Source organism: Vibrio aerogenes (genome assembly GCF_024346755.1).
GTDB classification, from domain to species: Bacteria; Pseudomonadota; Gammaproteobacteria; order Enterobacterales; family Vibrionaceae; genus Vibrio; species Vibrio aerogenes.
This window is the reverse complement of the sequence record NZ_AP024861.1, coordinates 1,217,103-1,232,128: the sequence shown is the minus strand read 5'-3', so window position 1 is coordinate 1,232,128 and position 15,026 is coordinate 1,217,103. Positions and strand designations below refer to the sequence as shown.

General features: G+C 49.1%; 7 protein-coding genes. 4 read left to right on the top strand and 3 right to left on the bottom strand.

The features are described from left to right. Nucleotides 1-84: 84 nt before the first annotated feature. On the bottom strand, nucleotides 85-2,007 hold the full coding sequence (locus OCV29_RS05595) for a methyl-accepting chemotaxis protein (protein ID WP_073604817.1): 1,923 nt from the start codon (nucleotides 2,005-2,007) through the stop codon (nucleotides 85-87). 732 nt (nucleotides 2,008-2,739) lie between these two features. Here OCV29_RS05595 and OCV29_RS05590 point away from each other — a divergent pair. From OCV29_RS05590 to OCV29_RS05580, 3 genes are read left to right on the top strand one after another with little or no spacing between them, the layout of a single operon-like run. Further along, the gene (locus tag OCV29_RS05590; protein ID WP_073604816.1) at nucleotides 2,740-3,759 is read left to right on the top strand and encodes a Fe(3+) ABC transporter substrate-binding protein; all 1,020 of its coding nucleotides are present in this window, start codon (nucleotides 2,740-2,742) and stop codon (nucleotides 3,757-3,759) included. A gap of 38 nt (nucleotides 3,760-3,797) precedes the next feature. Further along, nucleotides 3,798-5,417: an ABC transporter permease gene (locus OCV29_RS05585; protein WP_073604815.1), complete on the top strand. Its 1,620-nt coding sequence runs from the start codon at nucleotides 3,798-3,800 to the stop codon at nucleotides 5,415-5,417. Further along, complete coding sequence (locus OCV29_RS05580) at nucleotides 5,417-6,487, top strand: ABC transporter ATP-binding protein (RefSeq protein WP_073604814.1); 1,071 nt, start codon at nucleotides 5,417-5,419, stop codon at nucleotides 6,485-6,487. Before OCV29_RS05585 ends, OCV29_RS05580 begins: the two co-directional genes overlap by 1 nt. A gap of 24 nt (nucleotides 6,488-6,511) precedes the next feature. Here the strand turns inward: OCV29_RS05580 and OCV29_RS05575 are convergent, their stop codons facing one another. Next, on the bottom strand, nucleotides 6,512-9,970 hold the full coding sequence (locus OCV29_RS05575) for a two-component regulator propeller domain-containing protein (protein WP_139281639.1): 3,459 nt from the start codon (nucleotides 9,968-9,970) through the stop codon (nucleotides 6,512-6,514). A gap of 264 nt (nucleotides 9,971-10,234) precedes the next feature. Next, complete coding sequence (locus OCV29_RS05570) at nucleotides 10,235-13,456, bottom strand: HD domain-containing phosphohydrolase (protein ID WP_175561574.1); 3,222 nt, start codon at nucleotides 13,454-13,456, stop codon at nucleotides 10,235-10,237. Between the two features lie 428 nt (nucleotides 13,457-13,884). Here OCV29_RS05570 and OCV29_RS05565 point away from each other — a divergent pair, with 428 nt between their 5' ends. Next, nucleotides 13,885-14,982 carry an extracellular catalytic domain type 2 short-chain-length polyhydroxyalkanoate depolymerase gene (locus OCV29_RS05565; protein WP_084193422.1) on the top strand — a complete coding sequence of 366 codons (1,098 nt, stop codon included), beginning with the start codon at nucleotides 13,885-13,887 and terminating at the stop codon, nucleotides 14,980-14,982. Nucleotides 14,983-15,026 lie beyond the last annotated feature (44 nt).

Here is a 15,026-nt window from a genome sequence, read left to right as displayed (position 1 = left end):
ACATTCAAAATTTTTGAACAAGTTAAAATCATTCAAATGCAAATCATATTAGTACCACTAATCCCATAAAAATCAGAGGGATGATTAAAGTTTAAACCGGTTGACAATCACAGTTAACTGCTGATTGATTTGCCGGATTTCATCCGCGTCTGCAACTGCCTGCCTGCCGTTATCCCCCAGTTCGAGAACAATCCGGTTAATCATCGCCATATTCTCGCTTAATTCACTGGTGACCTGACTCTGCTCTTCAGCGGCTGTCGCAATCTGCATACTTAATGCGTTGATATCTTCCACATGGGTATTAATGATTCCCAGACGACCAAATAACACTTCAGAAGCATGGCTCGTTTCCCGGCACCGCGATTTGGTTCTGTCCATTGACCCGACGACCGCTTCCGTTCCCTGCATCATACCGGTCAGCGCCTCTTCGACTTCCGTGGTACTTTGTTTCGTCCGCGCCGCAAGCCCTCTGACTTCATCAGCAACCACGGCAAACCCGCGTCCTTGTTCCCCGGCCCTTGCCGCTTCAATCGCTGCATTGAGTGCCAGTAAATTAGTTTGCTCCGCTATCCCGCCAATTTCTGTCAGGATTTGGGTGATTTTCTGAGTCTCACCGACCATCATCTCAACATCAGCAGCAGAACGATCAGCATCCTGCACCAGCGAGTTGACCGTAGCCTGAGAACTCCGCACCGCCTCACCGGAATCGGTTCCGGCTTTCGCCGCCTGCCGGGTCAAACCAGCAGTATTGGCAGCATCTTCAGCCATTGACCGGGCTGTGGCACTCATCTCTTCAATCGAAGCGACCACCTGCTCTGTCTGTGACACATGTTCCTGCAAAATATTGCTGTTACGCGCTGATTGCTGATTCATGTTCTCCACACTGCTTTCCAGCGTCGTGACCGCATCCTGAATCTCACACATCATGTGGTGCAGGTTGTCAATAAACTGGTTCACACTGGCTGCGATTTGCCCAAGGTCATCCCCGGAGGTCACTTCCAGCCGCTGCGTCAGATCGGCTTCTCCTTTGCAGAGTTCGCCAATGGTCGCTTTTAAAGCAAGAATGGGGGTATACAGATTCTGAATCAGGCCGTAGCTGACGAGCGCCGAAATCAAGACAGCAATCATTGACAAGATGATCGCCGTATTTCTTGCCGTAAACAGTTTGGAAAACACCCGATCATGATCCAGGCCAATCACGTAATACCAGTGCTTGTCACCAATCGATATTTGATGGGAGAAAAACATCTTGTCTGACTGAAAATACGGTGCGTCACTCTGACTCGATTGCACCCCGATCGCTTGTTTTGCTATCCGCTGCAACTCCCGCATTTTAAACGCCGGTTGTCCGGAAGGGATTCTTGAATCAGAAGAGGCAATAACGGTGGAGTCACTATTGAGGATAAAAGCGATGGTACCTTCTGAATCACTGGCAGTCTTTCTGACCAGACCATCCATGAAATCAAGCTGGATATTGAGTGCCACAGCGCCATTAGCAATGCGTTTTGCTAAGGTGATCCAGTAGGTATTTGTCACCGGATAAATATAAGGTTCAGTGACCACAACCCCGGATTGCTGTTGTGCCATCGCATACCAGTTGAGGCTTCTGCCATCCCCGTTCAGTTTATTCCCCGGCCATGTTTCTGGTGCCAGCTGTGTGCCTAATGTCCAGAAAGCCTCCCCGTTATCAAACGCAAAGACTGCACTTTGATTATCTGCTGCATGTGCCAGCATCTTTACTTTCTGCAGTCGTTCACTATCACTGCCGGTGATCGGGGTTTGCCGGAATTGTTCTGCGATATTGTCAAGGCCGGCAATTTTACCCTGAATTCTGTCACCAATACTTTTTGCCTGTGACGTAATATAAGTCTCGCTTTCTTTTAAAATACTTTCTGTCAGGGCTTTCTTTTCCTGAAAATAAAGCACACCACACAGAAGAGATGCAGAAAGGCTCACCAAAACCATCACTGAAATAATCAGTGATTTTTTTAATCCTAGTTTTTTCATATTATTTTTTAATGATTTGCCAGGGCGTACCGGCCCTCATTGGTTTATACATTATATTTATATCCAAGTGACCTGAAGATACACTGTAACGGCTGTCCGGAATGAAATCTGAAACTGAGATCGTTTGGGTATAATACGTTCATAGAGATGACTGAGGTTAATAATAATTCCAGTCGGCTTATCATGTTTCAACAATGATAATAAATAAACACCCCAAATATGGAACGTTGTTTTTTATTTTCATCGTGAGCAATAAATCACAAAAAAACTTTTCCATACTGTTAGTAAAAATATTTAAACCTCACATAATTGCATCATATATATAATAATTTTCATGATGGCTATTCAAAAAAAATATATACCCAAACAGGCTCAGGATCGGGTGCAGAGGTGTCATCTCACAGCGAAGCAGCAGGCCGGGGAGGCGCGCAGAATCTCAGATACATAACGGTGAACGATATGACCGTCAATCAGGCACATTCATACTCATACCATTCTAAGTAATTTTCTGACCTGTTTATTTTCCAGATTGGTATCAAAGCATTGCAAGATGCAGGATTCAGAGCATCACCATCACAGATACAAAATATAACAATAATTGATTTTGATTATATAACAACTTGCAATTACGCTTAGTGTGAATGATAACAATTATTATTACCCGGATAATCTGGAGAGAAATGCTTCAGGTTGTTTTGATATCAGATGACCTGCAAAAGGAATCGATCATCCATGAAAAAAAATCTGACATGTGGTCTGCTGATGATTGGCCTGCTCAGCACAGGGACAACCATTGCAGCCACAAAAGAAGTGAACGTCTACTCTTACCGCCAGCCATTTCTGACCGCGCCCATGTTTAAAGAATTCACCAGACAAACCGGGATTCAGGTTCATGTTAAATTTGCCAAAAAAGGGCTGGCAGAAAAGCTGGTTCAGGAAGGTGAATACAGCCCTGCCGATGTGATACTGGCGACCGATATCAGCCTGTTAACGGAACTGGTCGACAAACAAGTGGTGCAGCCGCTCAACAGTGATGTGATCACTGCAAATATTCCGGCCCAATACAGAGACAGCCACAATCAATGGTTTGCGCTGACTCTGCGGACCCGCAACGTCTACTCCTCAAAAACCCGGACAGGGCAACTGGGGGAAAACTTCCGTTATGCTGACCTTGCTTCTCCGGCGTTTAAAGGCAAAGTGTGTACCCGCTCAGGCAAACACCCCTATAATATTTCACTGATTGCTTCCATGATTGCCCATCAGGGAGAACCAGCGACTAAAGCCTGGCTCAAAGGGGTGAAATCCAATCTCGCCCGCAAGCCCCAGGGGAATGATCGGGCACAGGTGAAGGCCATTAAAGAAGGCCTGTGTGATGTCTCTCTCGGCAACAGCTATTATTTAGGGAAGATGCTCAACGATGAGAAGCAAAAAGCCTGGGCCGAAGCGGTTTATATCAACTTTCCGAACCAGAAAACCACCGGAACACACATCAACATCAGCGGCATGGCTATGGCGAAATATGCACCAAACCAACAAAATGCGCAAAAACTGATGGAATTTCTGACCGAAGACAAAGCGCAGAAAATGTACGCAGAAGTCAACTATGAGTATCCGGTCAAAGCCGGGGTAAAACGGTCCGATCTTGTTGCATCATGGGGAGATTTTATCGCAGATGATATCCGGCTTGAAGAAATTGCCACACACCACAGCACGGCGGTTAAACTGGTTGATGAAGTCAGATTTGATCTTTAACTGCCAGCTCCGGTGCCGCGCGGACGCACAGACTAACCATGAATAAACATCACCTGTGGACCACCAGTGCAGCACTTCTGGCAGGATTACTGGTTTTGCCTGTCCTCTCTGTTTTCTGGTTAGCGACGGGCCAGACCGGTGATCTGTTCACCCATTTGTATGAGACGGTACTGCCCGTTTACAGCCTGAATACATGCCTGCTGGTGACAGGGGTGATGTGCCTGTCCTTAGTGCTGGGAGTGCCCTGTGCATGGCTGATGGCCATGTGCCGTCTGCCCGGAGAAAGGATTCTGCAATGGGCCCTTGTTCTGCCGCTGGCGATGCCCGGTTATATTGTCGGGTATGTCTATACCGACTGGCTGGACTATGCCGGACCTGTGCAGCGACTGCTGAGAGACATGACGGGCTGGCAGGGTTCCGGGTACTGGTTTCCGGATATCAGAACCCTGCCAGGTGCGGTATGTATCCTCAGCCTTGTCCTGTATCCGTATGTTTATCTGATGGCGCGGGCCGCTTTTATGGAACAAAGTGTCAGTTTACTTCAGTCAGCCAGATTACTCGGCTGCCCGCCGGTGAAAAGCTGCCTGCGTATCTCTTTGCCTTTAGCCAGACCAGCGATTGCCGTCGGGCTGTCACTTGCTGCCATGGAAGCGCTGGGAGATTTCGGCACCGTCAGCTATTTTGCAGTCAATACATTAACCACCGCGGTTTATGACACCTGGCTCGGATACGCCAGTCTGAGTGCTGCAGCGAAGATTTCAGCGATCATGTTAATCGTAGTGATGCTGTTGCTCAGTGCAGAACGCTTCAGCCGCCGCAGGCAAAAACAATTTCAGGCCAGTTATTCCTGCCATGAAGATATCCGCTATCCTTTACGGGGCTGGAAAAAAGGGCTTGCGCTGCTCTGGTGCTGGGGGATTCTTTCGCTGGCATTTTTACTGCCACTGCTACAGCTGGCAATGTATGCATGGGATTATTTTGCCACCAGCTGGACACCCGCCTTTCAGACTTACACCTTCAATAGCCTGAAAGTCTCTCTGACAGCAGCATGCATTGCCACGATCGTTGCTCTGGTGACCAACTTTGCCTGCCGGGTCACCCCGGCAAAAACAATGATTTTTATGCGTCTGTCCTCTCTGGGCTATGCGGTGCCGGGCACGGTTCTGGCAATCGGGGTGCTGGCTCCGGTACTGACCCTGGATCACTGGATCAATGACATAGCAAAACTTATGGCATGGCAACCACCGGGACTGGTTTTATCCGGTTCGGCCTTTGCCCTGATATTTGCCATGGTCGTCCGCTTTACAGCCGTCGCAACCGGTAGTATTGAAAGCAACCTGAGTAAAGTGCCGCCTTCAATGGACATGGCCGGGCGGGTCATGGGCTGCAGCGTCCGTCACATGCTGTGGCGGATCCACCTCCCTCTGGTCAGAAGAGGCATTCTGATAGCGGGTTTACTGGTGTTTATTGAATCAATGAAAGAACTGAACGCAGCACTGCTGCTGCGTCCGTTTAACTTTGAAACGCTGGCGACGTATGTGTTTAACTACGCATCGGATGAACAGCTTGAGCTGGCAGCCTTACCGGCGATTCTGCTGGTGCTGGCGGGGCTCATTCCTTTAATCATTGTCAACCGTTCACTGGAGCAGGCTCACTGATGGAAAATACCCTGTCCATTTCTCAGCTCACATGCAGGTATGGTGAACAAACCATTCTGGAGTCTTTGTCTTTATCGGTCAGAAAAGGCGAGATTATCTGTCTTCTCGGTGCCAGCGGCTGCGGCAAAACCACCCTGCTCAAGGCCATCGCCGGATTATTGCCATTACACGCGGGAAAGCTGTGCCTGAATGGCAGGATACTCGATGACGGCAGCCGTCAGGTCGCACCGGAAAAACGTCACATCGGGATGATTTTTCAGGACTATGCATTGTTTCCTCATTTAACTGTCGCGGAAAATGTCGCGTTTGGTTTATCGTCTCTTTCTCATCACCGGTTATCCCGCCATGAAAAACAGCGCCGGACAGAAGAGATGTTGTCACTGGTCCGGTTAGATGGCTATCAGCACCGTTATCCGCATCAGCTCTCCGGAGGCCAGCAACAGCGTGTCGCCATCGCCCGCTCTCTTGCCTGTCAGCCTGAACTGTTACTGCTGGATGAGCCCTTCTCGAATATTGATACTCAGGTCCGTCATGAATTGATCCGGGAAATCCGCAGCCTGTTCAAACAGCAGGGGGTGACGGCCATCTTTGTCACCCACAGCCGGGAAGAAGCTTTTGCTTTTGCCGATAAAATGGCCGTCATGAACCGGGGAGTGATTGAACAGTTTGGCCCGGCCAGTGAACTCTACCATCATCCTTCGAGCCGGTTTGTGGCAGATTTTCTCGGCGGCGGCAGCTACCTGTCCGCGAAGAAAATCAGTCCCCGGCATTTTCATACTGTGCTGGGAGACATTCAGATAGATTCGCCCGACACGGTACCGGCACAAAGTGACAGCCCGGATCAAACATATGAGCTGTTGCTCCGGCCACAACATGTGATGCTTCAGGCCGATGCCCACAGTGAGATTCAGGTGCTTGAACAGCAGTTTATGGGCGATCACTGCCGCTATATCATCGACGTTGAAGGAAACCGGCTGGTGGCGGTTTCCGGAGAACCGCTGGCTGTTGGCGATCGGGTTGCCGTCAGGGTGATGTCAAAGGGAATTCATGTGTTTATCCCCGCCCATTGACCTCATTGATCTCATTGACCTCATTTACCTCAGAGTGACGCAATTCCGGCCCAGTTTCTTTGAGTGATACAAAGCATCATCAGCCCGCTGAATCATCGCATCACCCGATTCATCCGGCTGGTACTGAGTGACGCCGAAGCTGGCCGTGACCCTGCCTGCACCGGGAAACTCAGACTGACTGACGATGGCCCTGAGTTCTTCTGCCAGTTCCCGTCCGGCTTCTGCCTGTGTTTCAGGGCAGATAATCATAAATTCTTCGCCTCCCCAGCGTCCGGGAAGATCGGTTGAGCGTAAACGTTGTTTCAGCCTCAAAGCCACCTCCTGTAATACCGCATCTCCCACCAGATGGCCGTGAACATCATTCACCCGTTTAAAGCTATCAATATCGACAAAGATAATCACGAACGGGACCCGGTGACGCCGGGCGCGTTCAATTTCTTGCTGCATCTGGGTATCCAGATGCTTCCGGTTGGCAATCCCGGTCAGTTGATCGGTTAACGTCAGGCGGATTAACTCAGCCTCGAACCGCTTACGTTCCGTGATATCCCTGACAGCTGCAACCCGGACAAAATCATTTCGGAACGGAATCTGTTTCGCATGAATTTCCAGCGGAAATACTGAACCATCTTTACGTCTGCCCAGCGCCTCATAAGAGCATTCAACGCCCTGAAGGACGTTATTCCTGACGGTTTCAAAAGTTTCATCCGCCAGCAGCATCCGGCTTGACTGACCAAGTAATTCTTCCCGCTCATATCCAAATAAATCACAGGCATACTGATTGACTTCCAGAATTTTGAGCTGCTCATGAATAAAAATTCCTTCAAAAGTCGCTTCGGACAATCCCCTGAACCGGGCTTCACTGACTTCCAGCGCTTCAGTTCTGAACTTCACCTGAGATTCCAGATACCGGTTCTGCTGCGCAATCAGCCGGATACGCCACAACACAATCGTCCTGAGCAAAAAAACGGCCATCATCAGGAGCAAGAGTCCAAACCACCATGTCTGCCACCAGGGCGGCATAATCTTCAGTTGCAATCTCACCACCTGATTACTCCAGATACCATCGTTATTGGCCGCCCGGACAAGGAAAGTGTATTGACCCGGCGCAAGGTTGTTATAAACAGCGAATGGTCTGTCACTGCCGGTTTTCACCCAGTGCTTATCCACCCCTTCCAGCTTATGCAGATAAAGATTTTTGGACGGCACCGTATAATTCAGCCCGGCAAAATGAATACTGAGACTGTTTTGATCATGTGGCAGGACCAGAGAGCGGGTTTCAGTAATACTTCGCGTCAGTGGTTTATCCGGGCCTATCTCTGCCGGACGATGAAAAATCTCCAGCCGGGTTAAGACAACATCCGGCGGGTTCAGGTTGTCCTTAATCTGCATGGGATCAAACATGGAAAAACCGTTATCCCCGCCAAACATCAGCCGTCCGTCCCGCGTCCGGCCAAAGGCATAGAAAAAAAAGGAGTTCACCCCCAACCCATCAGCCTGAGAGTAAACTCTGACCGCTTCGGTATCCGGATTAAACCGGGTCAATGCTTTCGGGCTGCTGATCCAGAGCAATCCCTGATTATCTTCCACCACAGCCAGCAGATTATTATCCGGGAAACCATTTTTCGTCGTGTATGTCCTGAAGATATCCTGATCGGGAAAATACTGATTCAATCCGAGATTCGTCGTCACCCAAATCCGGCCCCGGCTGTCTTCAAAGATATGACGCACCGTATCATCAGAGAGAGAACCCGGCTCTCCGGGGTGATGCCGGTAATGCCGGAACTGCTTTGTTTGCGGGTCTAACACACTAATCCCCTTCCCATAAGTTCCGACCCAGATTTCCCCGTTGTGCAGTGGCGTCACACTCGTCAGAATGTCAAAACCAATTGATTTCCGGTCGTTGGGATCATGCCGGTAGTTGGTGAACTTTTCCGTTTGCGGATCAAACCGGGTCAACCCGCCACCAAAGTGAGCCAGCCATAAAAGACCCTCATCATCTTTCACCAGCCAGGGAATAAAATTATGCGGCAGACCATCAGCCGCATCTGGCTTCCCGGACTCATCAGCTGAATAAACATAGTGTTTAAAACGCCGGGTTTTCGGGTCATATTTATTGAGCCCGCCACCGCCGGTCCCAATCCACATCACCCCTTGATCACCCTCAATGACAGCAGCAACCCGGTTCGTGGACAGACTGTCATCACGTGAGTCCACGGATTGATAAACGGTCAGCTTCTCCATCATCGGATCGAACTGATATAAACCATCTGCGTGAGTGCCAAACCAGATATGACCGGACGCATCTTCAGCCATCCCACGGATATGCCGGGCTGACAGACCATACCCATCATGACCATAGAGATAATTGTCAAACAATTTTAAATTCGGATCCCGGATATAAATCCCGGCACCCAGCGTTCCAAACCATATCCGTCCGTGGCTGTCTTGCCAAAGGCTGGTCACAAAAGCAATCTCCGTACTGTGAATATCATGTGCACCATGAAAAATCTGCCCCGGCCGGAACAGATACCGGGTTATCTGTCCGTCATGTATCCGGTTCACACCACCGGTTGTTGCAACCCATATCCAGCCCTGTTTGTCCCCGGTGATATCCCGGACATCATTGCTCCTCAGGCTGTCCGGGTCGCCGGGGTCATGACGAAAATGCACAAAGGTTTCCTTCCCTTCTTCCAGCAGATTCAGCCCGCCATTCAGTGTGCCAATCCATAACTGACCGGAAGCGGTATATTCAAGCACCTGAACATAGTTATCACTCAGGGAATCCGCTTCGTCCGGCTCATGCATAAAATGCCGTAACTGTTCCGTCTTTGGATTCCAGCAGTACAGCCCATGATCGGTTCCCAGCCAGTAGCGCATCGTCCGATCCTGAACAATTGCATTGATCGTGATTTGGGGCCGGGCAGGAAAATAGTCCGTTCTTTCGATCCGCCACGTTTTATTTCCGGCAGGCACCAGGCGATCCAGTCCGCCTTCACTACCAATCCAGATCACCCCCGAATGGTCTTCATAAACAGCGCGAATATGATTGTCAGAAAGAGAGGCCGGTTGAGCCGGATGGTGGGTAAAATTTTCAAATGTCTCCGAATCACGGTCAAAACGGGCCAGCCCGCTTTTGGTACCAACCCAGAGGTTTCCCTGAGAATCTTCAAAAATGACATTAATACTGTTACTGATCAGGCTGTGCTTATCATCCGGATCGCGGGAGAAGACTCTGATTTCATGCGGACTGTAGCGGATTAATCCTGAAGCCCCTGAAATCCAGATAAAACCCCGGCTGTCCTGCAACCCGTCATGAACCACATTCGATGGCAAACCGTTCGTGGCGGTCAGCTGGCTGATACGAATTTCATCAGAGGGTGCTGCTGCTGTGTCTGACAGCGCAGAAAGCATCAGTAAGGCGACCAAAAACAAAGCATACTGTGTAATTGTCTGAAGCCAACCAGACAGATACTTTTGACACATATAAAATCCTTTGATGGCGATTCCGGCCACAGACTTCTCAGGATGATTTACGGCCCACCGACACAAAAACAGGCACCTCAGAACAGCCTGAGAAGCGACAGATTCAATCCACCTTCAGATGCAGGTTATTATAATATTACTCTAGTCTTTATTTCCTTATTATCCAGTTTGTCACTTCACTTGTTTTACCCGTATCCGGAAAACGAATCAGTGATAGTCCTGAGGCTGTTGACCTTTTAGATTGAACAAAATTCGTACTCAAAACTAGTCAACTGCCCCGAGGTACTGATAAATATCGACGTCGTCAATCTGTGATTCATCCAGAAAACGCGCCGCATATTCCGCATACACCCGGCCAGATAAAAACAGTTTAAACAGCTCTGCGTCAAGGTGATGGTCCTGCACCATTTGCGTCATGATCTCAAGCGCCTGACTGAGGGTTTTCATCTCTTTGTAGGGCCGGTCAGAGGCAGTTAAGGCTTCAAACACATCCGCAATCGCCAGAATACGGGCCTCAGTGGATAATTCACCGGCTGACAACCGTTTCGGATAACCGGTCCCATCCAGTTTTTCATGGTGTCCGCCGGCAATTTCAGGAATCCGGGCCAGCTCCTCTGGCAGGGGCAAAGCCTCCAGCATATGAATGGTCGCTATAATATGTTCATTGATGCGAAAACGGTCTTCAGTGGTTAATGTGCCTTTACGGATACACAGATTATAAATCTCACCGAGATTAGCCTGATATTCAGGCACCGCCATCCGGATATCGTCGCCAATCTTTTCCAGATGAGACGCCTCCCACGCAATGATATGTTCCTGCTTGTCTGCTAAAAGATACTCAGCCGTGGGAAGCGGCTTTTCATCAATACCGGCAAACTGCTTCACTTCTTCCGGTGACAGACCAAGCCGGGAATTCAGGTGGCGCATCCATACCTGGCGTGAAATCTGCTGAATCCGGCGCACCGCGTCGTCCCCCATATCATCCGAGCCGATATTACATTGTGCGATAAACGCAAAATCATCCTGAATTTGCTGGTGCCGTGCAGATAACATCGCTTCAGAAACGTCATGCGCCTGTCCGGCGGCAATCCGCTGCAGGTGTTCAATTTCTGCATCCCGCCACAGCACTTCAAAGCGCATCCGGATTTCATGAATCCGGTTATAAATCGTCTCCAGTTTACTGCCTTTGTCGATAATATATTCAGGGGTGGTCACTTTGCCGCAATCATGCAGCCAGGCTGCAACCCGAAACTCCCGCCACTGCTCCTGAGTGGCAAAATTAAAGTGCCGGAAAGCCGGTGAATCACTCTGATCAGCCGCTTTGGCAAGCATGATGGCCAGCTCGGGGACACGCGCGCAATGCCCGCCGGTATAAGGAGATTTCTCATCGATTGCCTGGGCGATTAATTCGATAAAGGCATCGACCAGTTCCTGCTGGTTCCGCTGATAATCTTCAATCGAGTCAGCCATTGATAAGATAGACAAAGACAGGTCATTGATCTCACGGATATGACTGGGGACATGCTTCACCGCTTTAAACTTGCGCTGCTTAATTTTCTGATTTTCTTCTGCCAGCATATTCACGGGTTTCACTATCATATTGGCAAATGAAACAAGCACCGGCGTGACAATCATCAGCAACCCCAAAGTAATCACCACGGAGTAATAAACTTTGTCCATATAAGGCTGGAGCATCACCGCTGTGGGCACCATCATCCCGACAAAGCTGACCGCACCCTGATCAGACTGTATCCGGTGAACAAATATCGTATAGGATCGATCACCAATCTGCATATCATGCGCTATTGCATTGAGCTTTTTGCTGGTTGTTGCCAGACGGATAAAAGCCGGATCAGGCACAACTCCTGAGCTGATCGCTCTTTGCAGCTTCGCAGAGGCATGATGACCCAGCCAGCGGTTTTCAATCTGTTCCAGTTCCTGTGGCGTCAGTGAATGAATCGCCAGATTGAGTAAATGCTGTAACTCAGTCTGATCCTCATGAACCAGAAAACGCAACTGCTGGTCCAGTTGCTGCGTTTGCGGGCTTAAATCAGGCTCCAGATGGAGCCCGGTAAGCGTATAACGATCAATAAAATACCGCACAACCCGATCATTATCGAAGGCTGCCGTCGCCTGCCCGTCCTGCACCGCCCTTAATGCTGCAAGCGTGTCTTTAACTTCCAGAACCTTGACATCAGGATAATGAGCTTTGACCAGCGCAGCAAAAGCCCATCCCCGCGGAATCGCAATCACCTGTCCCGGTCCGAGCTGTGACAAACGATCCAGCGGAAGCTGGTCTGTCCGGGTCACCAGCACCGGAGAAAGCTTCAGATAAGGCACTGAAAATAATCCCCAGTTTTCCCGTGCCGGGGTATAAAACAGACTATGCAGCACATCCAGCTTTCCCTGTTTGAACAATTCAACCAGCTCATTCCACGAATACCCGTTCACATATTCGATTTTCATCCCGATTTTGCCGGCAATCAAATTCATCAAATCCACCGAAAAACCCTGAGGATGGCCGCTGTAAGAAAAGTCAAACGGGGGCCAGTTTTCTTCATTAGAAACACGAATCGTCCCGGCCTGAGCAATAAACTGTTTCTGACTGTCCATCAGGGGAATCGGTGTGACCTCTGGTGCTGCTCTGAACACATTTTCAGCAAACGAATGCGCATAGACTTTCCCGCTCTGGTCAAATATAAAGGTATGCCCCTGCGCGATCGGATTATTCTTCCTTAAATAGGCCGACAGGGTATCGAGTGAAATATCAACCGCAATCACATTTTGACTGCCGGGTATCCGTTTTGCGAAAGTGGTCCCTGGTGACTGGGTGTTATGAAACATATAGGGGTCGGTTTTGATCATCGTATCACTGGACATGGCATCCCTGTACCAGGGACGGATATTGGCAAAATACTTACTGGATTCACGACGCTGATGCGTCAGATTCAGCTGCGTGTCGAAAAAAATAAAATCCCGGAACCGTCCCGCTTGCGATTCATGAATATGCACCACCAGCCAGCGGTCAGATGGCCTCGCCTGAAGCGTCTCCCGCAGATTGTCACTGCTGTCTAAATTGATCAGCTCATAAAAATTACCATCCTCATAGCCAATGTAGATGGCATACAAATAAGGTTTCTGTTCCATCGCCTGGATCATGACACTGGTGATGGGACGCAATGTTTCCTTTGTATCTTTCTGTGAAATTTCCGGATAGCGGGAGAGCAGCAGCACCAGATCGCTGCTTTCGGTATCAAGCGAATAAATTCTTTCACTCACCCGCTCTGCAGCATTGCTGAAAAGAATCCGGGCCGTTTCTTTCGCCAGATGCTGACTGAAATAATACTGCAACGATACAGACACCAGAATGATCAGCAACGATAAGACGATAAACAGGAACATCACCGTCATTTTGATACTGAACATGGCATGCCTGAGCTTTTTAAGCTGTATTGTCAGTGTGGTGGAAATTGAGTCTGTAAACATGAGAGATCGGATCCATTCAACCGGTCCGGTAGCAAAGACGGTGCGGCGTGTCATACATCAGCAAGACCAGTGCTTATCAGTAAAATTGCAAATGAAGCATGCGTCCATTTCCGGATCACCCGAACAGAAGAGACCCACAAAATGAAGTGACTCTCAAAATATAGCTAATGAATGGCAACTCCGCGTTTATTCAGCAAAATCAGAAAGTCACCCGGTGCTCCCGGTTACTGCAGATGAAGCAGATCATCTCATACCGCAGGTTTCACAAGCCCTCAGCATTATGAGTTCAATCGGTGATATTTCATTTTATTTTTGCTGTATCAAAAATTATGTACCTATTCTTTAATATGCTTGTTGTTTTGTATATTTGTATCCAAATGGCTTTATATCCAAGTGGCTCAGGGCATGTTTATCCGTGGGAGGTGACCATGAAAAATACATTGACGACCGTGTCGTTTGTGCTGGCACTGACATGGCTGTTTTCTGCGAAAGTCACTGCAGATGAAACAAAGTTACCAGCATTGAATGCCCTGCCGGAACAAAGCGCAATTTCCGGCTTATCTTCCGGCGGATTTATGGCCGCACAATTTCATGTTGCTTATTCAAACGATTTAATTGGTGCGGGGATCATCGCCGGCGGCCCCTGGAACTGTGCCGGCAGTCATCCTGAAGTTCCACCAGCAATCAATGCGGTTTCTGCCTGCATGGATCCCTGTAAAAAAAGCCAGACAGAATGCTCTGAAACTCTTTTCCCGGATGCCGGATATCTGGCTGAACTGGCGAAACTCAAAGCACAAAGCGGAGAGATTGACCCGGTAGAGAACCTGAAGAGTGACCGGCTGTATATTTTTTCAGGAGAAAACGACAAGATCGTATTAACCGGTGTCACAGATAAAACGGTCGAGTTCTATCATCAGCTGGGTGTCAGCGATGATCACATCTTGTATGAGCACAACGTCAACGCCGGTCACGCATTTATTACGACAGATCCGACGGACAGTCAGTGCTCAGACACAGCTCCCCCATATATCAACTACTGCAAAGGTTTCCCTTTGGCACAACGGATTTTTCAACAGATTTATGGCAAAGTGCAGCCCGCCACAAGTCAGCCAGCCGGAGAACTGCTTGAATTTAATCAGGCCGCTTTCTTCAGTGATCCCCTGACCAGCATGGACAAGCATGGCTATGTCTACATCCCGAAAGGTTGTCGCTCCCACCCATGCCGGGTCCATATTGCCCTGCACGGCTGTACACAGGGCATCAGTGAAATCGGGACGACTTATATCCGGGAAACAGGTTATCTGGAGATTGCAGAGACCAATGAGACCATTGTGCTTTTTCCACAAATCAGGGCCAGCAAAACCAACCCCGTTAATCCCAAAGGCTGCTGGGATTTCTGGGGTTACAGTACCAACTTTTTACCGCCATTGAATTACTACCTCAAAAGTGCCCCTCAAATGGTCGCAATCAAAAAAATGCTCGATCGCCTGATCAGCGCTCCCGCCGGGCAAGCGAAAAAAATATAGTGAAGGTTGACTCAGCTGAGCGCTCAGCGCTCAGCGTTCAACAC